Origin of the sequence: Bosea sp. PAMC 26642 (assembly GCF_001562255.1) — a bacterium.
Taxonomy (GTDB): domain Bacteria; phylum Pseudomonadota; class Alphaproteobacteria; order Rhizobiales; family Beijerinckiaceae; genus Allobosea.
On sequence record NZ_CP014301.1, the window covers coordinates 405,223 to 427,873 of the forward strand.

A 22,651-nucleotide genomic window follows, 5' to 3' on the forward strand; every position below is an offset into this window, starting at 1 on the left:
CTCAACCGCCGTTCAGATCGGGAATGCGAATGTCCGTGTCAGGCGAGGGATGTCTCTCGCCGATACACAAGGACAGGAACCATGGTCCGCAGATTCGCCGCCACCAGCCTCGCCACCCTCGTCATCGGCGCCGCGGCGCTGGCGGGCGCGAGCTTCATGACCCCCGACGCGGCGCAGGCCTATGACGGCCGCCACGAGCGCGGCTGGGACCGCCCGTCCTATGGCTGGCGCCCGGCCCCGCCGGCCTTCCACGGCTATTGGGGCGAGCGTCGCTGGCGCCGTCATGATGGGTACGGCCACGGCTTCCGCGCTCCCCCGCCGGCTCCGGCCTATCGTTACGGCTGGCGGTGAAGCCTGCGGGAGCTGATTTCTGGTACGGGATAACGCTCGGCCCGTGAGGGCCGAGCCTCACGCTTCACTCGGCTGCCGTCCGCTGCGCATAGCCCAGTCGCCCGTTCAGCTCTTCCAGAAGCTTCTCCGCCGCATCCGCGATCACCGTGCCGGGCGGGAAGATCGCCGAGGTGCCCGCCTTCATCAACGCGTCGAAATCCTGAGGCGGGATCACGCCGCCGACCACGATCATGATATCGGGGCGGCCGGCATCGGTCAGCGCCGTCTTCAGTTCCGGCACCAGCGTCAGGTGGCCGGCGGCCAGCGACGAAACGCCGACGATATGGACGTCGTTCTCGACGGCCTGGCGTGCCGCCTCCTCGGGCGTGGCGAACAAGGGCCCGATATCGACGTCGAAGCCGAGATCGGCGAAGGCCGAGGCGATGACCTTCTGGCCTCGGTCGTGCCCGTCCTGCCCCATCTTGGCGACGAGGATGCGCGGGCGGCGTCCGTCGGCCTCCTCGAAGGCCTGCGTCATCATCTGCACGCGCATGACCGTCGGGTTCATCGTGCCGACCTCCCGCTTGTAGACGCCCGAGATCGACTTGATCTCGGCGCGATGGCGGCCGAAGACCTGTTCCATTGCCATGGAAATCTCGCCGACGGTGGCCTTGGCGCGCGCCGCCTTGACCGCGAGGTCGAGCAGGTTGGCGTCGCCCTTCGCGCCATTAGTCAGGGCGGTCAGCGCGGACTGGACATCGGCCTCGTTGCGCTCGGCCTTGAGCCTGCGCAGTTTTTCGAGCTGCTGCGTCCGCACCGAGGCGTTGTCGACCTTGAGTACGTCGATAGACGCTTCGTTGCCGGGCTTGAACATGTTGACGCCGATGATGCCCTGCTGGCCGCCATCGATGCGCGCCTGCGTCTTGGCGGCAGCCTCCTCGATGCGCAGTTTGGGGATGCCGGCCTCGATCGCCTTGGCCATGCCGCCCAGCGCCTCGACCTCGGTAATGTGAGCCCAGGCTTTGGCCGCGAGCTCGGCCGTCAGCCGCTCGACGTAATAGGAGCCGCCCCAGGGATCGATGATCCGGCTCGTGCCGCTCTCCTGCTGCAGCACGATCTGGGTGTTGCGGGCGATGCGGGCGGAGAAGTCGGTCGGCAGGGCCAGCGCCTCGTCGAGCGCGTTGGTGTGCAGCGACTGGGTGTGGCCTTGGGTGGCCGCCATCGCCTCGATCATCGTGCGCGGCACGTTGTTGAACACGTCCTGCGCCGTCAGCGACCAGCCGGAGGTCTGGCAATGCGTGCGCAAGGGAAACGATTTTTCCGAGGTAGCGCCGAAATCCTTGACGAGCTTGGCCCAGATCAGCCGCGCCGCCCTGAGCTTGGCGACCTCCATGAAGAAGTTCATGCCGATCGCCCAGAAGAACGACAGGCGCGGTGCGAAGGCATCGACGCCAAGTCCCGCGCGCTGGCCGGCGCGGATATATTCGACGCCGTCTGCGAGCGTGTAGCCCAGCTCCAGATCCTGCGTCGCCCCCGCCTCCTGCATGTGATAGCCGGAGATCGAGATCGAGTTGAACTTCGGCATGTTGGCCGAGGTGTAGGAGAAGATGTCGCCGATGATCCGCATCGAGGGGGAGGGCGGATAGATATAGGTGTTGCGGACCATGAATTCCTTGAGGATGTCGTTCTGGATGGTCCCCGAGAGCTTGGCGGCGGGCACGCCCTGTTCTTCGGCAGCGACGATATAGAGCGCCAGCACCGGCAGCACGGCGCCGTTCATCGTCATCGACACGCTCATCTGGTCGAGCGGGATGCCGGAGAACAGCGTGCGCATGTCGTAGATTGAGTCGATCGCGACGCCCGCCATGCCGACATCGCCGCCGACGCGCGGATGGTCGCTGTCATATCCGCGATGGGTGGCGAGATCGAAGGCGACCGAGAGCCCCTTCTGCCCGGCCGCGAGGTTGCGCCGGTAGAAGGCGTTGGAATCCTCCGCGGTGGAGAAGCCGGCATATTGCCGGATCGTCCAGGGCTGGTTGACATACATGGTCGGGTAGGGGCCGCGCAGATAAGGCGCGATGCCCGGCAGCGTATCGACGAAGGGCAGGCCGGCACGGTCTTCTGCCGTATAGAGCGGCTTCACCGGGATGCCCTCCGGCGTCAGCCAGTCCTCGCCTGTCGGACGCGTTGCCGGGGAGGGCGTGGGGCCATCGCTGAAAGCCAGTGTCGTGAAATCCGGGATCGCGGTCATGGCCGTGCCTCCAGTTTCGCCAGGGCGGCGCGTCGTTTGGCCAGCGCCGTGTCGAGCTTGCGGCGACGGCCCGGTTTCTCCGAGCCCTTGCCGTCGCCACCGAAATCGAGCCCGCCGAGATCGCCCTCGAACAGGATGGCGAGCAGCAGAGCGACGAGGATCACGGGGATCCAGAGCGTGTACCGCCCGAGCCACCAGACCAGCGCCGCGATCGCAACGCTCGCCGTGATGACGGCGACGGGATGATACATGAAATAATGCAGCTTCGCCGCGGTCAGCGTCAAAAGCAGGGCCATGAAGGCGACGGCGACGCCTGAATCGATGAGCGCCCTGCGCCAGAGGCGGCCGTCCATGTGTTCAAGCAGCCCGATCTCGCGCCGTAACCGCTCGGCTCGCCGGGAGCGGAGCGGATCGGAAGAGCGCGTCTTGCTGGGGGCAGTGCTCACGCCTTGCCCCACCAATGGTGGAAATGATGCACCGGTCCATGGCCATGGCCAACCGGAACCTGATCGGCCGCCGCGATCGCTGCCGTGATGTAGGTCTTGGCCTGGGCGACCGCGTCGGGCAGGGCGAGCCCATGCGCCAGCCCCGACGCGATTGCCGAGGACAGCGTGCAGCCGGTGCCGTGCGTGTTTTGCGTGTCGTGGCGCGGCGCATTGAAGTGTCGCCGCTCACCGCCGGCGAGCAGCAGGAGATCGCTGCTGGTTTCGCCCGCTCCATGGCCGCCTTTGATCAGGACGCTCATTGCGCCGAGCGCCTGCAGCCGCGCCGCCTGATCGTCGATGGCCGTCTCGCTTTGAGCGATGCTCGTTCCAAGCAGCGCCGCGGCCTCCGGCAGATTGGGCGTCACCAGCGCGGCCAGCGGAAAGAGATGGCGCCGGATCGCATCGACCGCGTCGTCCTGCAGCAGCTTGGCACCAGAGGCCGCGACCATCACAGGGTCCAGCACGATGTTGCGTGCCTTGTGACGTTTCAGGCCGGCTGCGACCGTTTCGATCAGTGCGGTTGTGGCGAGCATTCCGATCTTGACTGCCGCCACGTCGAGATCGGCGAAGACCGCGTCGATCTGCGCCGTGACGAAGTCGGCCGGCACGGCATGAATCGCACTGACGCCCATCGTGTTCTGCGCCGTCAGCGCCACGATGACGCTCGCGCCATAGACCTGATGCGCCGCGAAGGTCTTCAGATCGGCCTGGATGCCGGCACCGCCGCTCGAATCCGATCCGGCGATGGTCAGCGCTATGGGATGGCGTGTGCTCACTCGGCGGCTTCCAATGTGATCCGGAGCCTCGTGCCGGTCGCCCTGGCGTAGCGTTCCAGAGTCCGCGTCGAAGGCTTGCCCCGGCCGCTTTCGAGCCGAGCGACGACCGATTGCGTCGTGCCCATGCGAGTGGCGAGTTCCTCCTGCGTCAGCCCGGCACGGGTGCGGGCGCGCAGCAGGGAGGTGAGCAGGGCGAATTCTTCTTCCAACGCGTCGTATTCGCGCTTGAAGTCGGGGTCTTTCATCTGCTCCAGGCCCCATTCCCGGACGCTGAGTGTCTGGCTTGCTTTCACGGAATGTCCCTTGCTCGCTCGCGGGCGATACGAAGTTCCTTCGGCGGCGTCTTCTCGGTCTTCTTAAGGAAAACACGCAGAATGACGACCCGTTTGCCGGTCGCAGCCAGATAGATCGCTCTCGCGATCCCGTCGCGGCCCGTCAACCGCAGCTCCCAGAGCTTGTCGCCAAGCGGCTTGACCCAGCCATAGGGCAAAGCCTCAAGGCCTTCATCCTCGATGAGGTCGGAATAACGATAGAGCTTGGCTCGCATATCCCGCGGCAGCGCGCCCGCCTCTGCTTTGACAGCCGCATTCAGGAACTCGAACGTCCAGCCTGATTTCAGGTTCATAGCAAAAAAGCGCTAATCCGGCAAGGCCGGCAGTGCCACGTCCTGCGCTTCTGTCAGGACCACTACGGCATCGCAACCGGCCTGGATAAACGTTCCCACGCCTGCTTCCCGTAGCCGGACCTCCAGATCGCCCGGTCTGCCCGCGAGCCAGACCGTCGCTCCGCCGGCCGCCAGCGCCTCTGCCACCGCGATCGCTTCGGCCTCGTAGCCCGCGTCCGAGCCGCATAGGCAAGCGAGTCTCGCGCCGGAAGCCTGATAGGCCGAGACCAGTGCCGCGATGTCCGTCGCGCCGTCCCTGGCGAAGCCGTCCGTGCTCGGCGCCGACAATCCTCCGGCTTCGAACAGGTTGCGGGCAAAACCGGCGCGCGCACTGAAATCGGCGACGGGGCCGAGCGTCGCCAGGAACACGGTCGGCCGTTCGTCGGCGGCATCGGCTTTGTCGCGCAGCGCCTCGAACGCTTCGGCAAGACGCCAGGACGGCAGCGGCTCGAGGCGTAAGCCGCTAGCCGGAGCTGAAATGCCTGCGTCGTCGCGCGCGACTGGCGCGACTGGCTCGACTGCCAGTACCGCCACATCGGCCTCCTTCAGATTGGGAAATTCGCTGGTGCCGGTGAGCGGCTCACGTCGCGTGGCGACCACTTTGGCGCGCAGATCGCGCTCCCGGCCGAGGCCGGCCTGCACATGGCCGTTGGCGAGCGCCGCGACGATACCCGGCAGGCCGTCGCCCGCCTCGCGCTCCAGATCCTGCAGCTTGCTCCAGGCCTGCTCGCACAGCGCCTGCGTCAGGGCCTCGAAGCCGCCTGCGCCGGCAGCCGGATCGGCAACGCGGGCCAGTTGCGCCTCCTCCAGCAGGACCAGTTGCGTGTTGCGAGCGACACGCCGCGCAAAGCTATCCGGCAGGCCGAGCGCGGCGGTGAAGGGCAGGACGGTTAGACTGTCGGTGCCGCCGATCCCGGCCGAGAAGGTCGCGATCGTGCCGCGCAGCATGTTGACCCACGGGTCGCGCCTCGTCATCGCGCGCCACGCCGTCTCGGCGTTCAGGACCATGGGAGCCGGCTCCAGTCCGCAGGCGACCTGCACTCGCTCCCAGAGCAGCCGCGCTGCCCGGAACTTGGCGATGGTCATGAACTCGTCGGTATCGGCGACCAGCACGAAGGAGATCGCGTCGCGCGCCTCAGCCAGTGCCATGCCCTGCGCTTCGAGTGTGCGCAGATAGGCGATTGCGGTGGCCAGCACGCTGCCGAGTTCCTGCGCCTCGCTCGCGCCCGCCTCGTGCCAGGGGCGGGCATCGGCGGTGACAAAGGGGCCGGCGAAGCCGCGCGTCTTCAGGTGCCGGATCGTTTCAGCCAGTCTGCGGCCGATCTCGGGCCATGGAGCGGGCAAGCTGCCATCGCTCGCCAGTACGCCGATCGGATCAAGGCCGAAATCGATTGAAGTGAGCGACGGCGCGACGCCGCGCGTTTCGACCAGCGCCGCCAGCATCAGCGCGTTGGCGTGCCCTCGCGGCGCCGGGTCGAGCCGGAGCCGGATCAGGTCGAGCATGATGCCGTCGAGTGCTGTCTCGAGGCTCGCGACATCGTCGGCGACGAGGCCGAAGCCGCGTGCCGCCCGCGCTCCGGCGAAACTCAGGACGAGTGCGGTTGCACCGCCCTCCAGATCGGCCAGCGCAAGCTCGCGCGCTTGCTCAGGCTCAGGATGGTCGATGCGGGCGCAGACGTCCCAGCGCCCGCTCGTGTCGCGCGAAGGCCGCCGGGCCGGGCTGGCGGCAGGGTAGAGCGGCTCGATCCGGATGCCGTCGGCGCTGCGGGAGACGAGGCGCTTCTCGAAATCGCCGCCCTTGAGAACCTTATCGACCGCCGCGCGCCACTGCGCCATGTCGGGTTGCGGAAAGGCATCCATGAAAGGCAGGTCTGACAAGGCGGCCGGGTTCATCTGCGCGGGTGCTCCTCTGCCGGCCCATTGTGCAATCGCGAAGCGCTGATTGCCATGGGCGTCGGTGCACCGCCATCCCTACTTCGTCGCAGACCTCGTGCGCCAACGGGCGCAAAAAACGAAAACGCCGCCCGGCGAGGGCGGCGTCGAATTATACGGGGAGATAGGCCGGGCTCAGACGAACTGGCCGAGGCCCGGGATCGCGCCGACGATCGACCCCATCGCGTCCTCGCCGGCCTTCTCGCGTCCGACCGCGAACATCTCCTTCGAGACCGACTGGATCTGTCCCATCGAAAGGCCGGCGCCCATCAGCTGGCCTCCCAGCGCCATGACGCCGCCACCGCCGCCCATCATGCCGCCGACCATGCCCATCAGCCCGCCCTTGGCGCCGCCCTCGGCGTCGGCAAGTTCCTGCGCGCCCGGCAGCGCCGCCATCAACTGGCTGATCTCGGCGGGAGGGCCTTCCTTCTGCAGGAATGCGAGGATGATGCCGATCGCCTTGCGAGCGAGCTCTTCATTGAGGCCCGAGGCCGCGATGATGCGGGAGATCAGTTCGTCCATCGGTGGTGTCCTCTCAATTCGGCGGGTGCCGGCGGATAGTTCACATATCAACGATCTAATCAAGCCCGGATCGGACTTCCGCCGGCCAGCGCGTTTCGCTACACCCTTGCCCCTGACCTTTCGATAACACAACAGGCGGATATCATGGCGCAAGCGGACACCGGCAACGGCGCGATCCTGATCGGCAAGAGCTGGAAAGAGGAAGATCTGCTGCTCAAGCTCGCCAACCGCCATGGGCTGGTGACAGGCGCGACCGGCACCGGCAAGACCGTGACGCTGCAGGTGATGGCGGAGGGCTTTGCCCGCAACGGCGTCCCGGTCTTCGCCGCCGACATCAAGGGCGATCTGTCGGGTATCGCGGCGCCAGGCGATTCCAAGCCGCCCTTCGTCAAGCGCGCCCAGGAAATCGGCATCAAATACGAGCCCGACCAGTTCAGCACCGTGTTCTGGGACGTGTTCGGCGAGCAGGGCCATCCCGTCCGTGCGACGATCTCGGAGATGGGGCCGCTGCTGCTGGCGCGGCTGCTCGATCTCAACGACACCCAGGAAGGCGTGCTCAACATCGCCTTCCGCATCGCCGACGAGCAGAAGCTCTTGCTACTGGACCTCAAGGATCTGCGCGCGATCCTTGCCTTCATCGCTGAGAACGCCAAGGACCTGACGACGAAATATGGCAACGTCACCTCCCAGACGGTCGGCACGATCCAGCGTTCGCTGCTGGTACTGGAGAACCAGAAGGGTGACCTGTTCTTCGGCGAGCCGGCGCTGGAGATCGCCGACCTGATGAAGACCGACCGCTATGGCCGCGGCATCGTCAACATCATGGCCGCCGACAAGCTGATGGCCAATCCGCGGCTCTACGCGACCTTCCTGCTCTGGCTGCTCTCGGAATTGTTCGAGCAGCTTCCCGAAGTCGGCGACCTCGACAAGCCGAAACTCGTCTTCTTCTTCGACGAGGCGCATCTGCTGTTCAATGGCGCGCCCAAGGCGCTGCTGACGGCCGTCGAGCAGGTCGTGCGGCTGATCCGCTCGAAAGGCGTCGGCGTCTATTTCGTCACGCAGAACCCGCTCGATATCCCCGATACGGTGCTGGCCCAGCTCGGCAACCGCGTCCAGCACGCGCTGCGCGCCTTCACCCCGCGCGACCAGAAGGCGGTCAAGGCCGCTGCCGAAACCTTCCGCCAGAACCCGAAATTCAGCACCGAGGAGGCGATCACCCAGCTCGCCGTCGGCGAGGCGCTGACCTCGACGCTGGAAGGCAAAGGCACGCCGACCATGGTCGAGCGCACGATGATCGCGCCGCCGATGGCTCAGGTCGGTCCCTGCTCGGCGCAGATCCGCCAGCAGGCGATGAACGCGTCCGGCTTCAAGGGCAAATACGACACGATGGTCGACCGCGATTCGGCCTATGAAGAACTGATGAAGCGCAAGAACCTGACGCCGGACGGCGAAGCGCCGGTCGAGGCCTCGACCACGGGCGGCGGCGGGATCATGGATACGATCGGCGGCTGGCTCGGCGGCAACGCGAATGCGCCGCGCCCCAAGACCGGCCCTGGCAGCCGCGGCGGCGCCCTGCCGCAGAGCATGACCGAGAAGATCATCACCTCGGCGGCGCGCTCGGCGGCCACGTCTATCGGCCGCCAGGTCGGCAGCGCGATTTTGCGCGGCGTGCTCGGCAGCATGATGGGTGGGCGGCGCTGAGAAGGTTCGCAAGTCTACGCAAAAGCGTGGCGTCATTCCGGGCGGAGCGAAGCGGAGACCCGGCAACTGTGTCGTTGCGCATCCTGATCATGGCTGGAAGGCTGTGTTTGTCTTGATCATGGCGTTGAGGATTGTGAGGAGTTTTCTGGCGACGGCGATCAGGGCGACTTTTGCTGCGGCACTTCGTTCGAGGATGGCGTCGTAGAAGGCCTTGAAGCGCTGGCAGGTTCGCTTGGCTGCCAGTGCCGCCATGTAGAGGGCGCTCCGGACGCGGCTGCGCCCGCCCCTGATGCTGCGCTTGCCGCGGTGGCGGCCGCTGTCGTTGTTGAAGGGGGCCAGCCCCGCCAAGGCTGCTATCGCCTTTGGCGAGACATGTCCGAGTTCTGGCATCAGCGCGATCAGGGTGGTTGCGGTGACGTGTCCGACGCCCGGCGCCGAACGCAACAGAGCCTGTGTGCGGGCCAGGGCCTCGTTTGCGCACAAGGCATCGCTGATGAGGCGCTCGAGCGTGTCGATCTCGTCGTCGAGCCAGGCAAGATGGCGCGCCAGGCTGCCGCCTTGGTCCTGTCCCTCGCTGAGACGGACGCGCTCGGCGGCACGGATCGCGACGAGCTGGTCGCGGCGTTTGTGCAGTTGGGCCAAAGCGTTGCGAGCGGGCTCGACAGGTGCGTCGGGTTCCAGCGCGAGGCTGCGGGCCATGGCGGCGAGCATGCGGGCGTCGATCGCATCGGTCTTGGCCAGGCGCCCCGTGGCGCGGGCGAAGTCACGCGCGCGCGCCGGATTGAGGCGCACGAAACGCAAGCCGGCCTGTTCCAGCGCACGGCGCAGGGTTGCATCGTAGGGGCCGGTGGCCTCGAAGGCGATGAGGCTACCGGCCGGATCGGCCAGCCCCGACAGCCAGGCCGCGATGGCCGGGCTCGTATTGGCGATACGAAGACTTGTGCCACTCGCCTCATCGAACAGGTCGAGATGGTGTTTGCGATATCGCATCCGATGAAGCAGGGGTGTATGATCATGGGGCCTGTCCCTGTGCTGCGAGGTCCGGTGCAAGCGGCCTCGGTCAACTGTTCAGGATGGGGTCTTGGAACGCGGGCGGGAGCCTGGCCGGGTCACGGTGTTTGCCACCAGGAATCCAACGGCTTCCCGCCCGCACAAATCATGACACAGATCAAACACACAGGAATCCATGCCTGAGCCTAGATTGGCGTTCCGGCATGGATTCCGGGTCTTCGCTGCGCCGCGCCCGGAATGACGGCGCTCGGTTGTCGAGCCGACGCAATGCGTCATGCCCGTCTTGGTAGCTGACGCCGCCGCCAAGCCTTGTCATGATGGCGCCACCTGAATCGGCTCTCAGGCGATGAGAGCCCAGCCTGTGCCGAGTGCCATGTCAAAACTTCCCGCGATCCTCTCCCGCCTCGATTCCGATCTCGAGGCTGCGCTCGGGCGTCTGTCGTCCTGGCTGGAGATCCCCTCGATCGGCACCGATCCGGCTTTCAACGCCGATACGCGCCGCGCTGCCGAATGGCTCGTTGCCGATCTCGAGTCGCTCGGCTTCGAGGCGAGCCTGCGCGAAACGCCGGGCCAGCCGATCGTCCTCGCGCACCGCCCCAGGCCCGGCGCGCCGCATGTGCTGTTCTACGGCCACTACGACGTCCAGCCGGTCGATCCGCTCAATCTCTGGGATACCGAACCGTTCAAGCCGGTGGTCAGGGAGATCGAGCCGGGCCGCCGGGCGATCATCGCGCGCGGAGCGTGCGACGACAAAGGCCAGGTCATGACCTTCGTCGAGGCGATGCGTGCGACGCTCGCCGAGACCGGCGACCTGCCGGTCGGCGTCACCATCATGGTCGAGGGCGAGGAGGAATCGGGCTCGCTCAACCTGCCGGCCTTCGTCCGTGAGAATGCCGAGGAGCTGAAGGCGGATTTCGCGCTGGTCTGCGACACCGGCATGTGGGACCGGCAGACACCTGCGATCACCGCCTCGCTGCGCGGCATGGTCTATCAGGAGGTCACGATCACCTGCGCCGATCGCGACCTGCATTCGGGCCTGTTCGGCGGCGCGGCCGCCAACCCGGTGCATGTTCTGGCGAAGATCGTCGCCGGCCTGCACGACGAGGACGGCCGGATCACGCTGCCCGGCTTCTATGAGGGCGTCGAAGAACCGTCCAACCAGCAGAAGGCCGATTGGGCCGATCTGAACCTCACCGAGGAGGAGTTTCTGGGCCAGATCGGCCTGAAGCACTCGATCGGCGAAAAGGGCCGCATGCTGATCGAGCAGATACAGTCGCGGCCGACCTGCGACGTTAACGGCATCTGGGGCGGCTATACCGGGGAGGGCACCAAGACCGTCATCGCCGGCAAGGCCTCGGCCAAGATCTCGTTCCGCCTCGTCGGCAAGCAGGACCCCGGCAAGATCGCCGCGGCGTTCCAGGCCTTCGTGCGCGAGCGCCTGCCGGCCGATGTGACGGCGGAGTTCATCGCGCACGGCGCCTCGCCCGCCATCGCGGTTCCCTCGGATTCGCCGGCGCTGACCAAGGCGCGCGCGGCGCTGACCGAGGAATGGGGCCGCAAGGCCGTGACCATCGGCTCGGGCGGCTCGGTTCCCGTGGTCGGCGATTTCAAGCGCCTGCTCGGCATGGACACGCTGCTCGTCGGCTTCGGCCTCGATGACGACCGCGTGCATTCGCCCAACGAGAAATACGACCTGTCCTCGTTCCACAAGGGCCAGCGCTCCTGGGCGCGCATCTTGCAGGCTCTGGGCTGAGGAGAAAGGCGTTTTAAGGAAAATGGCTGGCATGAAATCTGTCTGTGTCTTCTGCGGGTCCAATCCCGGCAACGATCCCGTCTATGCCGACGGCGCCCGCGCCATGGGCGCCGAGGTCGCCCGGCGTGGGCTGGTCCTAGTCTATGGCGGCGGCGCTGTCGGCCTGATGGGCATCGTCGCCAATGCGGCGCTGGAAGCCGGCGGCGAAGTCCATGGCGTCATCCCCCGGGCCTTGCGCGAGAAGGAGGTCGGCCATTTCGGGCTGACCCGGCTCGAGATCGTCGAGACCATGCATATTCGCAAGGCGCGCATGGCCGAACTCTCGGACGGCTTCATCACCATGCCCGGCGGCATCGGCACCTTCGAGGAGCTGTTCGAGATCTGGACCTGGGGCCAGCTTGGCATCCATTCCAAGCCGCTGGCATTCCTGAACATAGCGGGTTTCTACGACCCGCTGGCGGCATTTCTCGATCAGACGGTCGAGGCCGGCTTTCTGAAGCAGACCCACCGCGCCATGACGATCACCGACACGCAGCCCGCGACCTTGCTCGACCGGATGGAACAGTACGTGCCGGCGCAGACGATCAAATGGGTGGAGAAGGAGGAGGTTTGACTTATCCCCGGCTTCGCACCTCCAGGTTGTAGGAATATTATCTTGACAGCGTGACGCTGATCCGGTAGACATTCGGAACGCTCACGAAGTGTGACCAGACGCCAAGCCGCCGAGCCCCTCAGCCGGCGGCTTTCGCATGTCTGGCTGTCGAGGTTTCCACATGTCCGATGACGAAAACGACGCCCCGGTGCTGCCGGCTGCGAAACCCAAACGTCTGACCGTCGGCCGCAAGGCCGTGGTCAACACCCTGTGGCGGGCGGCCAAACGGCATCTCGATGCGCACGAGGCGCGTCTTGACGATCTGCCGACGGGCTCCGTCGCGAGCGAGTCCGACGCCAAGGCGCTTGCAGTGCTCGCCCGCACCGTCCGTGAACTGGTTGCCATGGAAGCGGCGAACGCGAGCCAGGAGGGCAAGCCCACCGATGAAGCCGACCCCGCCGACGGATTGCGCCACGTTGCCGAACTCCGAAAGGAGCTTGCACGACGTCTTGATGCGCTTGCCGACCGAGAGTTGGGCAAGGCTGATCCCGCAGCATCTCCTTCCGGACCTGGAAGCTGATTGCCTGACGGTGCTCGGCGAGGCGTGGAGCCTGTTTGGCCGGCTCGATCAGCGGCTTGGCGAGCCGCCGCAGAAGCCGATCTGGCTCGTCCTCGGCGGGCGCGGCGCCGGCAAGACCCGCACCGGCGCCGAATGGGTCAAAGGCATGGCGCTGGGCCATCCGCCCTTCGCCGACATCAAAACGGACCGCATCGCCCTAGTCGGCGAGACGCAGGGGCAGGTCCGCGACGTCATGATCGAGGGCGTTTCCGGCCTGCTCTCGATCCACACCCGCTGGGAGCGCCCGACCTGGTTTCCGTCGCGGCGCCGGCTCGAATGGCCCAACGGCGCGATCGCCCAGGCCTTTTCGGCCGAAGATCCCGAAGGCCTGCGCGGCCCGCAATTCGGCGCCGCCTGGTCCGACGAACTGGCCAAATGGCCGAACCTTCAGGAGTGCTGGGACATGCTGCAATTCGGGCTTCGCCTCGGCGACCGGCCGCGCCAGATCGTCACCACGACGCCGCGTCCCGTGCCGCTGATCAAGCGCCTGCTGGCCGATCCGCATGTCGCGATCAGCCGCGCAGCAACCCGCGCAAACCACTTCAATCTGGCTGCTGAATTCATCCGCAGCGTGACGCAGACCTATGGCGGCACGTGGCTGGGCCGGCAGGAACTCGATGGCGAACTTGTCGAGGAAAGCGCCGACGCACTCTGGACGCGGGCGACGATCGAGGCCTGCCGCGAGACGGAGGCGCCGGGGCTGGCGCGCATCGTGGTCGCCGTCGATCCGCCGGCCTCGTCCTCGCAGCGGGCCGATTCCTGCGGGCTGGTGGTTGCCGGCATCGACAGGGACGGCGTCGGGCATGTGCTGGAAGACGGCACGGTCTCCGGCTGCCGTCCGCATGAATGGGCGGCGAAGGCCGTGGCGCTCTATCGCCGCCATGAGGCCGATGCGCTGGTCGTCGAGGTCAACCAGGGCGGCGAAATGGCGACCTCCGTCATCCGCGAGGTCGATCCGGGCGTGCCGGTGATGGCGGTCAGGGCGACGCGCGGCAAGTACCTCCGGGCCGAGCCGGTGGCGGCGCTCTATGCGCAGGGCCGGGTGCGCCATGCCGGATGCTTCCCGGCGCTGGAGGACGAGATGTGCGATTTCGGGCCGGGAGGACTGAGTTCGGGCCGATCGCCGGACCGGCTCGACGCGCTGGTCTGGGCACTGACGCATCTGATGCTGGCAGCCAAGGGCCGCCCGCGAGTGAGAGGGCTGTAGCGACATCCCGCCGCCGGTCCCGGACTCAAAATAGCGAGATCTCCATGCTCGACTTTCTTCGCAGCCTGCGCGGCCTTGCCGCGCCGGATCGCAAACGCTCGCGCGTCGGGCCGTTGATCGCGTTGCACGAGGCCGGTCGCCCGGTCTGGACGCCGCGCGATTATGCGGCGCTCGCTCGAGAGGGTTATGAGCGCAACCCGGTCGTGCATCGCTGCGTCCGGCTGATCGCGGAAGCGGCGGCGCAGACCCCGCTCGTCGCCAAGGTGGCCGGGCGGGAGGAGCCCGGGCATCCGGCGCTGATGCTGATCGACAGCCCCAACCCGCGCCAGGGCGGCATCGCCTTCCGCGAGATGCTCTATGGCCACCTGCTCGTCGCCGGAAACGCCTATGTCGAAGTAGCGAGCCTTGGTCGCGAGCCGCGCGAACTCCATGCGCTGCGGCCCGACCGGATGCGCGTCGTGCCAGGTCGCGACGGCTGGGCCGAAGCCTATGACTACAGCGTCGACGGCCAGACCGTGCGCCTGCGCCAGGACGATGGCCCGTTGCCGCCGATCCTGCATCTGACACTGTTCCATCCCGTCGACGACCATTACGGCCTGTCGCCGATCGAGGCGGCGGCCTGCTCGCTCGACATCCACAATGCCGCCAGCAACTGGCACAAGGCCCTGCTCGACAATGCTGCCAGACCCTCGGGCGCGCTGGTCTATGACAGCCCCGATGGCGCCAGCCTGACGCAGGCGCAGTTCGATCGCCTCAAGGGAGAGCTGGAGGAGAGCTTCCAAGGCGCCCGCAATGCCGGCCGGCCACTGCTGCTGGAAGGCGGACTCGACTGGAAGCCTCTGTCCCTGACGCCGGCGGAGCTCGATTTCGTTGCGGCCAAGGGCGTGGCGGCGCGCGAGATCGCGCTCGCCTTCGGCGTGCCGCCGCTGCTGCTCGGCCTGCCCGGCGACAACACCCACGCGAATTTCGCCGAGGCCAACCGCGCCTTCTGGCGACAGACGGCGATCCCTCTGGTCCGCCGCACCGCGCAATCGCTGGCGCAATGGCTCGGGCCGGCCTTCGGCGACGACCTCACGCTCGAGCCCGATCTCGATGCGGTCGAAGCGCTCGCGGATGAGCGGGAATCGCTCTGGCGTCGGGTCGGCGCGGCCGACTTCCTCAGCGCAGACGAGAAACGCGAGGCCGTCGGCTACGGCCGGGCCGCGCCGGCAACTGGAGATGAACGATCATGAACGCGCTCGAACAGCTTCTCGCCGCCTTCGTCGGCAAGGGCGATGTCGGCCATCTCGGGCTGCTGCTCTGGGCCGGCTCGGCGTCCGCTTTCGCCTATGTCGTGATGCGCGAACTGACCGCCGCCAACCGGCGCTTCGATGAGTTCGTGCGCGAACTCAACCGCTTCAACGCCCGCCATGAAGGAGACCAGCCATGACCCGCTCGGGCGAGAAGACGCCGTCGCCATCCCTGTCTTCGGGTACGGGACGTGCCCGGCCGCCCAGGCCCGCTACACCGCCCCCGAAGATCGAGGCCTTCGGCCGCTTCGTCCAAAATCTCGGGCGGCTCGAAGGCGGCTCCGGCCGGCCGACAAAGGGTGGGGAGGGCGCCCGATGAGGGCGGCCCTGCCGCTGACACCCTTTGCGCGGGAATCGAAGTTCCTGCCCTTGCCGCCCTCCCATATCGGCCTCGACGGCATGTTCGAGGGCTATGCCAGCCTGTTCCGCATCGCCGATCTCGGCAAGGACATCGTCGAGCAGGGCGCCTTTCGCGAGAGCCTGGTCAGGCGCGGCCCGGCCGGCATCAAGATGCTCTGGCAACACGACCCGGCCGAGCCGATCGGCCGCTGGACAACGCTGATCGAGGACAGCCGCGGCCTGTTCGTGCGCGGCCGACTCTCGCTCGCCGTCGCCCGGGCCCGCGAGATCCACGCCTTGATGCGCGAAGGCGCGGTCGACGGGCTCTCGATCGGCTTCCGGCCGGAGAAGGCCCGCACCGAGCCGCGCACCGGATTGCGGCGGCTGGAGCGGGTCGATCTCTGGGAAATCTCGATCGTCACCTTCCCGATGCTGCCGCAGGCCCGCGTCTCCGCCGTCAAGGCGCTGCCGCGTGACGCCTTCGCCTACGCCTGACACCCCGTTCACCCCGAGGAGAGACCATGACCCTTTCGACACACGCTCCCGAGACAAAGGCCGCAGGCCCTGATTTGTCGATGGCGCTCGACGATCTGCGCTACACGCTGGAGAATTACCGCGCGACCAACGAGCAGCGGCTGGCGCAGATCGAGGGCCGCAGCGGCGCCGATCCGCTGACCGAGGAGAAGCTCGCCCGCATCGACGCCGCGCTGGACGATTCGAAGCGCCGCCTCGATCGGCTGGTGCTGGATCGCAGCCGCCCGGCGCTCGGCCATGACGACAAGCGCGATCCGCTGGTGGGCGAGCACAAGGCCGCCTTCGCCGCCTATATCCGCAGCGGCGAGGCCGGCGGCCTGAAACGCCTTGAAGGCAAGGCGCTGTCGGCGGGCTCGGGCCCCGACGGCGGCTATCTCGCTCCCTCCACGGTCGAGAGCGAGATCCTGCGGCGCCTGGCCAACGTTTCGCCGATCCGCGGCATCGCCAGCGTCCGGACGATTTCATCGGGGACCTACAAGAAGGCGTTCTCGACCACCGGTCCGGCCTCGGGCTGGGTCGCGGAGGCCGCGGCGCGGCCGCAGACCGGCTCGCCGACGCTGGCCGAGCTCAGCTTCCCGGCGATGGAGCTCTACGCCATGCCGGCTGCGACCCAGACCCTGCTCGACGACGCGATCGTCAACATCGACCAGTGGATCGCAGAAGAGGTCGAGAGCGCCTTCGCCGAACAGGAGGGCGCGGCCTTCGTCATCGGCGACGGCACGGACAAGCCGAAAGGTTTCCTGGCCTACCCCTTCGTGGCCGAGACCAGCTGGAGCTGGGGCAATATCGGCGTGCTCAACACCGGCGTCGCGGGCGCCTTTCCGGGCGCCAACCAGTCCGACATCCTGGTCGACCTAGTCTATGCGCTGAAGGCCGGCTATCGCCAGAACGCCTCCTTCGTGATGAACCGCAAGACGCAGAGCATTATCCGCAAGTTCAAGGACTCGACCGGGCATTATCTCTGGCAGCCGCCGGCCTCGGTGGGTGCGCCCGCGACACTGATGGGCTTCCCGCTGGTCGAGGCCGAGGACATGCCCAACATCGCCAACAACGCGGTCGCCGTGACCTTCGGCGATTTCCAGCGCGGCTATCTGGTGGTCGACCGGGCGGGCGTGCGCATCCTGCGCGATCCCTATTCCGCGAAACCCTATGTGCTGTTCTACACCACCAAGCGGGTCGGCGGCGGCGTGCAGGACTTCGCGGCGATCAAGGGCCTGCGCTTCGCGGTCTGAGCCGAAAGCAGGCTCAGCGCGAGAACCACCAGCTGTAGCCGGCGCGCGGAGGTTCGCGTTCGACCTCCCGCGCGTCGGCGCCGAAGGACAGCAGCCGGGTGCTTGCCTCGGAGATCCAGGCGCGATGGTCGCTGACCGGCGTGATCGCGGTGAAGCCGCCGCAGATGCGTCGCACGCGGGCATTGAGAGGGCCGCTCGACCAGCTCACGATCCCGACGAGATCGCGGGAACTGGCTCTGCCGCGCAGCACCGGCCCGCCGGAATCGCCGCGGCAGGCTCCGGCGCCGGGGGTCTCGCCCTTGGCCTCGGTATCGACGGCGACCTTGACGGTGTTGGCGGTCGTGTAGTTGCCGGCATTGACGAGGCGCGTCTCGCGCAGGCGGCGCGCCGTGCCCTTGTTGTCCTCGATCGCGAGCCCGAAACCCGCCATGGTGACGGTCTCGCCCTGCCACATCCCACCGCCGAGGGTCAGGGGCTCGATGTCGCGCGGCAGCGGCGCCGAGAGGCGCAGCACTGCGAGATCGGCTCCCGGCTGGGTGCGCGGCGTCGTGCCGGGCACGAAGCTCGGATGCGGCAGCACCGCGACGACGGCGTGCCGGCGGGCGCGAAAGCGGGGGTCGAGGCTGACGACGCTGACCGCGCCGCCGCCCATCAGGCAATGCGCGGCGGTCAGCACGAGTTCGGGCCCGATCGCCGCGCCCGAGCACAATTCGCCGCGGCTGGTTTCCACCCGCAGGGTGGAGGCGCGCGCACCGGAGACGTCGCGCGAGGCCGTGCCGCCGACGACGGCGAAGGCCGGCGAGGCCAGGGCCGCCATGGCGGCGAAGGCGAGGGGAAGGACGCGCAATGTCATGGCCGGAACCTGTTTGAAGACAAGGCCAGTCTATGGCTTGCGGCGCGCCAGTCCAGCCCCCCGATCAGCGGCGTGTCGTCCAGAGCGCGCTTTCGCCCCATTGCGACAAGGTTCTGTCGATCCAGGTGCGCTGGGGCGCGACCACGACGCCCTGGCTGAGCAGCCCGCATTGCTTGCCGGCAGGGCCGGTAGACCAGCTCGTAACGGCGACGATCCCGCCGTCGTCGCCAAGCATCGGGCCGCCTGAATCGCCCTGGCAGGCGCCGGCTCCCGGCTTTTTCCCGCCGGTCGCGGCGTCTGAAGCCCAGAGCAGGATCCGGCCCGGGCCATAGGGCTCGACCGCGACCAGTTCGGCGGAGCGATAGGCGCCGGTGGTGCGGGCCTCGCCCTCGCGCAAAACGCCATAACCCGCGAGCATGACGGTGGCGCCGGCGCGCGGCAGCGGACCGTCGATCAGCGTGGCCGGCACGAAGCGGGCCGGCAGCGGCTCGGCCATACGCAGCAAGGCCAGGTCGATCGAGCGTCGCCGCGTCGTGATCGCCTTGGCGTCGAATTCGGGATGGAGCGCGATGCCGGCCGGGGCGATCAGCACCGGCGCGTTTGCCCCGTCCTTCCAGTGGACCCGGAGATCGACACCGCCATCGGCGCAATGCGCCGCCGTCAGGATCGCTCGGGACGACAATACGATCGCCGAACAGACGCCGCCGCGGGCGTTCAGCACCATCAGAGTCGCGGTCGCTGCCGGCCCGCCCTCGCGGCCGCCGACCACGGCCGCGGCGGGGGCTGCAACAAGCAGCAGGCCGAGCGCCGACAGCGCGGCTGCGATCCCGTGACCGATCTTCATCGCGTTCTCCCTCTCGTCACGAGGGCTGATAGCGCGCCGAGCCGATCAATTGAACCCGCATTCGGAGCGACCATGACGCCCCTTGCCCTTACGCCGCCGGCGATCGAGCCGGTTCCACTTGCCGAGGCCAAGGCCTTCCTGCGCCTCGACCAGTCCGATGAAGACGAGCTTCTCGCCACGCTGATCACGGCCGCGCGCCTGATGATCGAGGCGGCGTCCGGCCGGATGCTGATCTCTCAGGGCTGGCGGATCGTGATCGACCGCTGGCCGGAGGGCGGAGAACTGCGGCTGCCGCTTTCGCCGGTCGCTGCGATCGTCGCCGCGCGGGTCTATGACGGCCTCGGGCAGCCCCAGGCCGTATCGCCTGGTTCGCTGCAACTCGATGCGCTGGCCGACCCGCCTGTCGTCCGGGCGGTAGGCGCCGTGCCGGCTCCCGGCCGCAGCCGGGGTGCGATCGAGATCGATGTCACGGCCGGCTACGGGCCGGCCGTATCCGATGTGCCGGCGCTGCTGCGGCAGGCTGTACTAAGGCTGGCGGCGCGCTGGTTCGAACTGCGCGGCGATGTCGCGGGCCGCGACGCGGCTGCGCTCCCGCCCGAGATCATGGCGCTGGTCGCACCGTTCCGCCGGGCGAGGCTCTGAGCGATGAGTGCGCCATCCCACACGGTCGGAATTCTGAAGCGACGTCTCGCTCTCGAGGCCCCGGTCGAGACGCCCGACGGCCTTGGCGGCAGGACACAAGGATTCGCCACCATTGCGGCGCTCTGGGGCCAGGTCGAATGGCTCTCCGGCGACGAGCGCTGGCGCATGGGTCGGCCTGAACAGCTGGCCACCCACCGCATCACTTTGCGCTGGCGCGCCGGCATCGATGCCAGCCAACGCTTCCGCGATCAGGAGCGGATCTTCGAGATCCGCGCCGTCGTCGATCCCGATGGCGGCAGGCGCCGGCTTGTCTGTCTCGTCGAGGAGATCAAGCCATGAGCGACGCGATCCTCGCCCTCCGCGCGGCGATCCAGACCCGGCTGACCGCAGACACGGATCTCACGGCGCTGATCGGCGCCGGGTGCGTCCACGACGAGGCGCCGCGCGCCGCGAGCGGCGTCTATGTCGTCCATGGCGAGGTCGACGCGCAGGACTGGTCCACCGGCAGCGACAAGGGCTGCGAGCAGGGTCTGTCGCTCGTCGTCTGGGCCGACCGGAGCAGTTCGTCGCGCCTCGCGCTGGAAGCGGCCGCGCTCGTCGTCCTGGCGCTGGACGAGGCGCCGCTCGCGCTGTCCGGGCACCGCCTGATCAACCTGCGCTGGCAGTCGTCGCGGCTGGCGCGCACGAGCCGAACGGGTCTGGCATCGGTCACGATCCGCCTGCGCGCCGTCACCGAAACTCTCTGCTCCCATCTGACAAGGAGGTGCCGATGTCGGCCCAAAGAGGCAAGGACCTGCTGCTCAAGGCGGCCGATGCCGGCGGTGCGTTCGTCACGGTCGCGGGCCTGCGGGCCCGCCAGATCGCCTTCAATGCCGAGGCGGTCGACGTGACCCACGCCGAATCGGCCGGGCGCTGGCGCGAACTGCTTGCCGGCGCAGGCGTCAGGCGCGCCAGCATCAGCGGCGCCGGCATCTTCAAGGACGAGGCTTCGGACGCGCTCGTGCGCCAGATATTCTTCGACGGCGTGATCCGCAACTGGCAGGTCGTCGTGCCGGAATTCGGCACGATCGCGGGGCCGTTCCAGCTCTCGAGCCTCGAATACCGCGGCGACCACGACGGCGAGGTCACCTTCGACCTGTCGCTGGAATCCGCCGGCCTGCTGACCTTCACCGCGCTTTGAGGAGCTTTTCCATGGTCAATCGCTACCGGGGCGAGACCGCCCTCATGGTCGAGGGCGAGGCCCTGCCGATGCGCCTGACGCTTGGCGCACTCGCCGAACTGGAAGATGCGTTCTCGGTCGACAGCCTGCCGGCGCTCGGCGAGCGATTCGTCGCTGGTCGGCTCTCGGCCCGCGACGTCACGCGCATCCTGGCCGCCGGCCTGCGCGGCGCGGGCAGCAGCATCAGCGACGATCAGGTCGCGGGCCTTTCCTTCGAGAACGGGCTGAACGGCGCGATCACGGCGGCGATCCGCCTGCTCGACGCCACCTTCGGCGATCCCGCTGCGGAGGCCGGCGACGCAAGCCGCCCTTCGCTGCCGCCGGCGGGGTGAGCCCTTCGGCGGCGGTACCGTTTCCTTGGGATGAAGTCATGAGCTTCGGCCTCGGACGGCTGGGCTGGAGCCCCGACCAGTTCTGGAACGCGACGCCACGCGAGATCGGCGCCGCGCTTATGGCCCATCGTCCCGCGCGTCGCGCCGCGACGGAGCGTGGGGTTCTGCAGCAACTGATGGCGGCGCACCCCGATGGGTGAGGCCGCTCGTTTGCGATCAAAGGAGGGGCCTGCCATGGCCGAGGACGATATCGCGGGTTCGTCCCGTCTCGCCGATCTGCGCGCGATGAACATCTTGACTCGAAATCTCAGCAAATCGGCCGATGCCTTTGGCAAATCGATCACCTCAGCCTTCGCCAAGGGCATCATCGAGGGCAAGCGCTTCGAGGACGTGCTGCGCAGCGTCGGCAAGTCGATGACCGAGAGCCTGCTCAAATCCGCGCTGAAGCCGATCCAGAGCAGTCTCTCCGGCCTGCTGAGTTCGGGCGTGAAGAGCCTGACCGGGCTGTTCACCGGAGCGCTGGGAGGCCTCGGTGGAGGTGGGGGCGCGGCGCGCCCGGTCCCCTTCGCCGATGGCGGGGTCGTCGCCTCACCATCCTATTTCCCGCTCGGTCGTGGTCTCGGTCTGATGGGCGAGAGGGGCGCCGAGGCGATCATGCCGCTGTCGCGCGGACCCGATGGCAGGCTTGGCGTCCGGGCGGGAGGTGCGGCGGTGCGCCCGCTCAGCGTCACGGTCCAGGTCCAGACGCCAGACGCCGACAGCTTCCGTCGCTCGGAGGCGCAGGTCTCGGCCGCGATCGCGCGGGCCGTGGCGCGTGGCAGCCGCGCACTGTGAGAACCCTTTCGCGGACATGCCATGACACGGGAGGCCGGCGGCGATGAGCGATTTCCATGAGGTTCGGTTTCCGCTCGACATCGCGCGCGGTGCGCGGGGCGGGCCGGAGCGGCTGACGCAGATCGTCGCGCTGGCCTCGGGTCGCGAGGTCCGCAACAGCCGCTGGGCCCATTCGCGGCGGCGCTACGATGCCGGGCTCGGCGTGCGCACGCTCGATGCGCTGATGGCGATCATCGACTTCTTCGAGGAGCGGCGCGGTCGGCTCTACGGCTTCCGCTGGCGCGACCAGCTCGACTGCAAGAGCTGTCCGCCCTCGCAGACGCCGTCGGCGACCGACCAGACGCTCGGCATCGGCGACGGCGTGACGCGAATCTTCCAGCTCGCGAAGGACTATGGCTTGGCAGAGGCGCCCTACCGGCGCGTCATCGCCAAGCCGGTTGACGGCAGCGTGCTCGTCGCCGTCGCGGGCATCACGGCGTTGCCGGATGTCGCGAGCTGCGACCCGGCGACCGGTCGCGTCACCTTCGCGCCGGGACACGCTCCGGCGTCCGGCGCCGCCGTGACGGCGGGCTTTTCCTTCGACGTTCCTGTGCGCTTCGACACCGACATGATCGAGGTCGATCTCTCGGCCTTCGAGGCTGGCGAGATCCCCAAGATCCCGGTCGTCGAGATCATCATCTGAGGAGGCCG

The 22,651-nt window shown here is 67.9% G+C and carries 29 protein-coding genes; 19 read left to right on the top strand and 10 right to left on the bottom strand.

Translation table 11 applies throughout. The annotated features are described in order from the left end of the window. The first annotated feature begins 81 nt into the window (after positions 1–81). The gene (locus AXW83_RS01870; RefSeq protein ID WP_066610127.1) at positions 82–351 is read left to right on the top strand and encodes a hypothetical protein; all 270 of its coding nucleotides are present in this window, start codon (positions 82–84) and stop codon (positions 349–351) included. Between the two features lie 64 nt (positions 352–415). On the opposite strand, the gene scpA is transcribed toward AXW83_RS01870, so the two are convergent. The 7 genes from scpA to AXW83_RS01905 form a co-directional block, all read right to left on the bottom strand. Continuing rightward, complete coding sequence (scpA, locus tag AXW83_RS01875) at positions 416–2,581, bottom strand: methylmalonyl-CoA mutase (RefSeq protein ID WP_066610131.1); 2,166 nt, start codon at positions 2,579–2,581, stop codon at positions 416–418. Beyond that, positions 2,578–3,027 carry a hypothetical protein gene (locus tag AXW83_RS01880; protein WP_156639692.1) on the bottom strand — a complete coding sequence of 150 codons (450 nt, stop codon included), beginning with the start codon at positions 3,025–3,027 and terminating at the stop codon, positions 2,578–2,580. Before AXW83_RS01880 ends, scpA begins: the two co-directional genes overlap by 4 nt. After that, positions 3,024–3,842: a bifunctional hydroxymethylpyrimidine kinase/phosphomethylpyrimidine kinase gene (thiD, locus tag AXW83_RS01885; RefSeq protein WP_066610135.1), complete on the bottom strand. Its 819-nt coding sequence runs from the start codon at positions 3,840–3,842 to the stop codon at positions 3,024–3,026. Before thiD ends, AXW83_RS01880 begins: the two co-directional genes overlap by 4 nt. Further along, the gene (locus AXW83_RS26885; RefSeq protein WP_066619648.1) at positions 3,839–4,087 is read right to left on the bottom strand and encodes a helix-turn-helix domain-containing protein; all 249 of its coding nucleotides are present in this window, start codon (positions 4,085–4,087) and stop codon (positions 3,839–3,841) included. Before AXW83_RS26885 ends, thiD begins: the two co-directional genes overlap by 4 nt. 44 nt (positions 4,088–4,131) lie before the next feature. Continuing rightward, positions 4,132–4,467, bottom strand: coding sequence for a type II toxin-antitoxin system RelE/ParE family toxin (locus AXW83_RS01895; RefSeq protein WP_066610137.1), 336 nt, complete (start codon positions 4,465–4,467; stop codon positions 4,132–4,134). A 12-nt stretch (positions 4,468–4,479) separates the two neighbouring features. Then, positions 4,480–6,399: a methylmalonyl-CoA mutase subunit beta gene (locus AXW83_RS01900; protein WP_236841794.1), complete on the bottom strand. Its 1,920-nt coding sequence runs from the start codon at positions 6,397–6,399 to the stop codon at positions 4,480–4,482. Between the two features lie 174 nt (positions 6,400–6,573). Beyond that, a complete protein-coding gene (locus AXW83_RS01905) occupies positions 6,574–6,960 on the bottom strand; it encodes a hypothetical protein (protein WP_066610139.1) in 387 nt (128 codons plus the stop codon). A gap of 144 nt (positions 6,961–7,104) precedes the next feature. Here AXW83_RS01905 and AXW83_RS01910 point away from each other — a divergent pair, with 144 nt between their 5' ends. After that, positions 7,105–8,661, top strand: coding sequence for a helicase HerA-like domain-containing protein (locus AXW83_RS01910; RefSeq protein WP_066610141.1), 1,557 nt, complete (start codon positions 7,105–7,107; stop codon positions 8,659–8,661). A gap of 87 nt (positions 8,662–8,748) precedes the next feature. Here AXW83_RS01910 and AXW83_RS01915 read toward each other — a convergent pair whose 3' ends face one another. Beyond that, on the bottom strand, positions 8,749–9,651 hold the full coding sequence (locus AXW83_RS01915; protein WP_168166044.1) for a transposase: 903 nt from the start codon (positions 9,649–9,651) through the stop codon (positions 8,749–8,751). Positions 9,652–10,045: 394 nt separating this feature from the next. Between AXW83_RS01915 and AXW83_RS01920 the strand changes: the two genes are divergently transcribed. The 9 genes from AXW83_RS01920 to AXW83_RS01955 all read left to right on the top strand — a co-directional run bounded on the left by AXW83_RS01920 (position 10,046) and on the right by AXW83_RS01955 (position 17,237). Continuing rightward, positions 10,046–11,425: a dipeptidase gene (locus tag AXW83_RS01920; protein ID WP_066610143.1), complete on the top strand. Its 1,380-nt coding sequence runs from the start codon at positions 10,046–10,048 to the stop codon at positions 11,423–11,425. A gap of 31 nt (positions 11,426–11,456) precedes the next feature. After that, a complete protein-coding gene (locus tag AXW83_RS01925) occupies positions 11,457–12,038 on the top strand; it encodes an LOG family protein (protein WP_156639695.1) in 582 nt (193 codons plus the stop codon). A gap of 160 nt (positions 12,039–12,198) precedes the next feature. Beyond that, positions 12,199–12,597, top strand: coding sequence for a hypothetical protein (locus AXW83_RS26890; RefSeq protein WP_156639698.1), 399 nt, complete (start codon positions 12,199–12,201; stop codon positions 12,595–12,597). Next, positions 12,530–13,843, top strand: a complete 1,314-nt coding sequence (locus tag AXW83_RS01935) for a DNA-packaging protein (protein WP_082767434.1) — start codon at positions 12,530–12,532, stop codon at positions 13,841–13,843. The genes AXW83_RS26890 and AXW83_RS01935 overlap by 68 nt, the downstream gene beginning before the upstream one ends. A gap of 44 nt (positions 13,844–13,887) precedes the next feature. Continuing rightward, on the top strand, positions 13,888–15,075 hold the full coding sequence (locus AXW83_RS01940) for a phage portal protein (protein WP_066610149.1): 1,188 nt from the start codon (positions 13,888–13,890) through the stop codon (positions 15,073–15,075). Then, the gene (locus AXW83_RS01945) at positions 15,072–15,272 is read left to right on the top strand and encodes a hypothetical protein (RefSeq protein WP_066610151.1); all 201 of its coding nucleotides are present in this window, start codon (positions 15,072–15,074) and stop codon (positions 15,270–15,272) included. The genes AXW83_RS01940 and AXW83_RS01945 overlap by 4 nt, the downstream gene beginning before the upstream one ends. Next, positions 15,269–15,451 (top strand): hypothetical protein, encoded by a 183-nt coding sequence (locus AXW83_RS26895; RefSeq protein WP_156639701.1) that lies wholly within the window; start codon positions 15,269–15,271, stop codon positions 15,449–15,451. The genes AXW83_RS01945 and AXW83_RS26895 overlap by 4 nt, the downstream gene beginning before the upstream one ends. Then, on the top strand, positions 15,448–15,966 hold the full coding sequence (locus AXW83_RS01950; RefSeq protein ID WP_066610153.1) for an HK97 family phage prohead protease: 519 nt from the start codon (positions 15,448–15,450) through the stop codon (positions 15,964–15,966). Before AXW83_RS26895 ends, AXW83_RS01950 begins: the two co-directional genes overlap by 4 nt. Before the next feature lie 26 nt (positions 15,967–15,992). After that, positions 15,993–17,237, top strand: a complete 1,245-nt coding sequence (locus AXW83_RS01955; protein WP_066610155.1) for a phage major capsid protein — start codon at positions 15,993–15,995, stop codon at positions 17,235–17,237. 13 nt (positions 17,238–17,250) lie between these two features. On the opposite strand, the gene AXW83_RS01960 is transcribed toward AXW83_RS01955, so the two are convergent. Beyond that, complete coding sequence (locus AXW83_RS01960; RefSeq protein WP_236841795.1) at positions 17,251–18,090, bottom strand: S1 family peptidase; 840 nt, start codon at positions 18,088–18,090, stop codon at positions 17,251–17,253. 64 nt (positions 18,091–18,154) lie between these two features. Next, entirely contained in the window at positions 18,155–18,934 is a 780-nt protein-coding gene (locus AXW83_RS01965) for a S1 family peptidase (RefSeq protein WP_066610157.1), read from the bottom strand. Between the two features lie 72 nt (positions 18,935–19,006). On the opposite strand from AXW83_RS01965, the gene AXW83_RS01970 reads away from it, so the two are divergent. The 8 genes from AXW83_RS01970 to AXW83_RS01995 are packed head-to-tail and all read left to right on the top strand — an operon-like array spanning position 19,007 to position 22,643. After that, complete coding sequence (locus tag AXW83_RS01970) at positions 19,007–19,576, top strand: head-tail connector protein (RefSeq protein WP_066610158.1); 570 nt, start codon at positions 19,007–19,009, stop codon at positions 19,574–19,576. A gap of 3 nt (positions 19,577–19,579) precedes the next feature. Continuing rightward, entirely contained in the window at positions 19,580–19,915 is a 336-nt protein-coding gene (locus AXW83_RS01975) for a phage head closure protein (protein WP_066610159.1), read from the top strand. Continuing rightward, positions 19,912–20,466, top strand: a complete 555-nt coding sequence (locus AXW83_RS27690) for a DUF3168 domain-containing protein (protein ID WP_082766894.1) — start codon at positions 19,912–19,914, stop codon at positions 20,464–20,466. Before AXW83_RS01975 ends, AXW83_RS27690 begins: the two co-directional genes overlap by 4 nt. Then, a complete protein-coding gene (locus AXW83_RS01980) occupies positions 20,373–20,756 on the top strand; it encodes a phage major tail protein, TP901-1 family (RefSeq protein ID WP_236841909.1) in 384 nt (127 codons plus the stop codon). Before AXW83_RS27690 ends, AXW83_RS01980 begins: the two co-directional genes overlap by 94 nt. An 11-nt stretch (positions 20,757–20,767) precedes the next feature. Continuing rightward, positions 20,768–21,127: a gene transfer agent family protein gene (locus AXW83_RS01985; protein WP_066610161.1), complete on the top strand. Its 360-nt coding sequence runs from the start codon at positions 20,768–20,770 to the stop codon at positions 21,125–21,127. A 38-nt stretch (positions 21,128–21,165) separates the two neighbouring features. Next, positions 21,166–21,327, top strand: a complete 162-nt coding sequence (locus AXW83_RS26355) for a phage tail assembly chaperone (RefSeq protein WP_082766895.1) — start codon at positions 21,166–21,168, stop codon at positions 21,325–21,327. A gap of 34 nt (positions 21,328–21,361) precedes the next feature. Beyond that, positions 21,362–21,961, top strand: coding sequence for a phage tail tape measure protein (locus tag AXW83_RS01990; protein ID WP_066610162.1), 600 nt, complete (start codon positions 21,362–21,364; stop codon positions 21,959–21,961). Between the two features lie 43 nt (positions 21,962–22,004). Next, positions 22,005–22,643 carry a DUF2460 domain-containing protein gene (locus AXW83_RS01995; protein ID WP_066610164.1) on the top strand — a complete coding sequence of 213 codons (639 nt, stop codon included), beginning with the start codon at positions 22,005–22,007 and terminating at the stop codon, positions 22,641–22,643. The last annotated feature ends 8 nt before the right edge of the window (positions 22,644–22,651 follow it).

What these genes read in the sequence shown, in the direction of transcription:
- AXW83_RS01935 (WP_082767434.1), top strand. Translation starts at nt 12,530, where the DNA reads ATGCGCTTGCCGACCGAGAGTTGGGCAAGGCTGATCCCGCAGCATCTC.
- AXW83_RS01995 (WP_066610164.1), top strand. Translation starts at nt 22,005, where the DNA reads ATGAGCGATTTCCATGAGGTTCGGTTTCCGCTCGACATCGCGCGCGGT.
- AXW83_RS26355 (WP_082766895.1), top strand. Translation starts at nt 21,166, where the DNA reads ATGAGCTTCGGCCTCGGACGGCTGGGCTGGAGCCCCGACCAGTTCTGG.
- AXW83_RS01975 (WP_066610159.1), top strand. Translation starts at nt 19,580, where the DNA reads ATGAGTGCGCCATCCCACACGGTCGGAATTCTGAAGCGACGTCTCGCT.
- AXW83_RS01940 (WP_066610149.1), top strand. Translation starts at nt 13,888, where the DNA reads ATGCTCGACTTTCTTCGCAGCCTGCGCGGCCTTGCCGCGCCGGATCGC.
- AXW83_RS01915 (WP_168166044.1), bottom strand. Translation starts at nt 9,651, where the DNA reads ATGCGATATCGCAAACACCATCTCGACCTGTTCGATGAGGCGAGTGGC.
- scpA (WP_066610131.1), bottom strand. Translation starts at nt 2,581, where the DNA reads ATGACCGCGATCCCGGATTTCACGACACTGGCTTTCAGCGATGGCCCC.
- AXW83_RS26895 (WP_156639701.1), top strand. Translation starts at nt 15,269, where the DNA reads ATGACCCGCTCGGGCGAGAAGACGCCGTCGCCATCCCTGTCTTCGGGT.
- AXW83_RS01960 (WP_236841795.1), bottom strand. Translation starts at nt 18,090, where the DNA reads ATGACATTGCGCGTCCTTCCCCTCGCCTTCGCCGCCATGGCGGCCCTG.
- AXW83_RS01955 (WP_066610155.1), top strand. Translation starts at nt 15,993, where the DNA reads ATGACCCTTTCGACACACGCTCCCGAGACAAAGGCCGCAGGCCCTGAT.
- AXW83_RS01950 (WP_066610153.1), top strand. Translation starts at nt 15,448, where the DNA reads ATGAGGGCGGCCCTGCCGCTGACACCCTTTGCGCGGGAATCGAAGTTC.
- AXW83_RS01990 (WP_066610162.1), top strand. Translation starts at nt 21,362, where the DNA reads ATGGCCGAGGACGATATCGCGGGTTCGTCCCGTCTCGCCGATCTGCGC.
- AXW83_RS01945 (WP_066610151.1), top strand. Translation starts at nt 15,072, where the DNA reads ATGAACGCGCTCGAACAGCTTCTCGCCGCCTTCGTCGGCAAGGGCGAT.
- AXW83_RS01905 (WP_066610139.1), bottom strand. Translation starts at nt 6,960, where the DNA reads ATGGACGAACTGATCTCCCGCATCATCGCGGCCTCGGGCCTCAATGAA.
- AXW83_RS01900 (WP_236841794.1), bottom strand. Translation starts at nt 6,399, where the DNA reads ATGAACCCGGCCGCCTTGTCAGACCTGCCTTTCATGGATGCCTTTCCG.
- AXW83_RS01970 (WP_066610158.1), top strand. Translation starts at nt 19,007, where the DNA reads ATGACGCCCCTTGCCCTTACGCCGCCGGCGATCGAGCCGGTTCCACTT.
- AXW83_RS01870 (WP_066610127.1), top strand. Translation starts at nt 82, where the DNA reads ATGGTCCGCAGATTCGCCGCCACCAGCCTCGCCACCCTCGTCATCGGC.
- AXW83_RS26885 (WP_066619648.1), bottom strand. Translation starts at nt 4,087, where the DNA reads ATGAAAGACCCCGACTTCAAGCGCGAATACGACGCGTTGGAAGAAGAA.
- AXW83_RS01965 (WP_066610157.1), bottom strand. Translation starts at nt 18,934, where the DNA reads ATGAAGATCGGTCACGGGATCGCAGCCGCGCTGTCGGCGCTCGGCCTG.
- AXW83_RS01895 (WP_066610137.1), bottom strand. Translation starts at nt 4,467, where the DNA reads ATGAACCTGAAATCAGGCTGGACGTTCGAGTTCCTGAATGCGGCTGTC.
- AXW83_RS01925 (WP_156639695.1), top strand. Translation starts at nt 11,457, where the DNA reads ATGAAATCTGTCTGTGTCTTCTGCGGGTCCAATCCCGGCAACGATCCC.
- AXW83_RS01910 (WP_066610141.1), top strand. Translation starts at nt 7,105, where the DNA reads ATGGCGCAAGCGGACACCGGCAACGGCGCGATCCTGATCGGCAAGAGC.
- AXW83_RS01920 (WP_066610143.1), top strand. Translation starts at nt 10,046, where the DNA reads ATGTCAAAACTTCCCGCGATCCTCTCCCGCCTCGATTCCGATCTCGAG.
- AXW83_RS27690 (WP_082766894.1), top strand. Translation starts at nt 19,912, where the DNA reads ATGAGCGACGCGATCCTCGCCCTCCGCGCGGCGATCCAGACCCGGCTG.
- AXW83_RS01985 (WP_066610161.1), top strand. Translation starts at nt 20,768, where the DNA reads ATGGTCAATCGCTACCGGGGCGAGACCGCCCTCATGGTCGAGGGCGAG.
- AXW83_RS26890 (WP_156639698.1), top strand. Translation starts at nt 12,199, where the DNA reads ATGTCCGATGACGAAAACGACGCCCCGGTGCTGCCGGCTGCGAAACCC.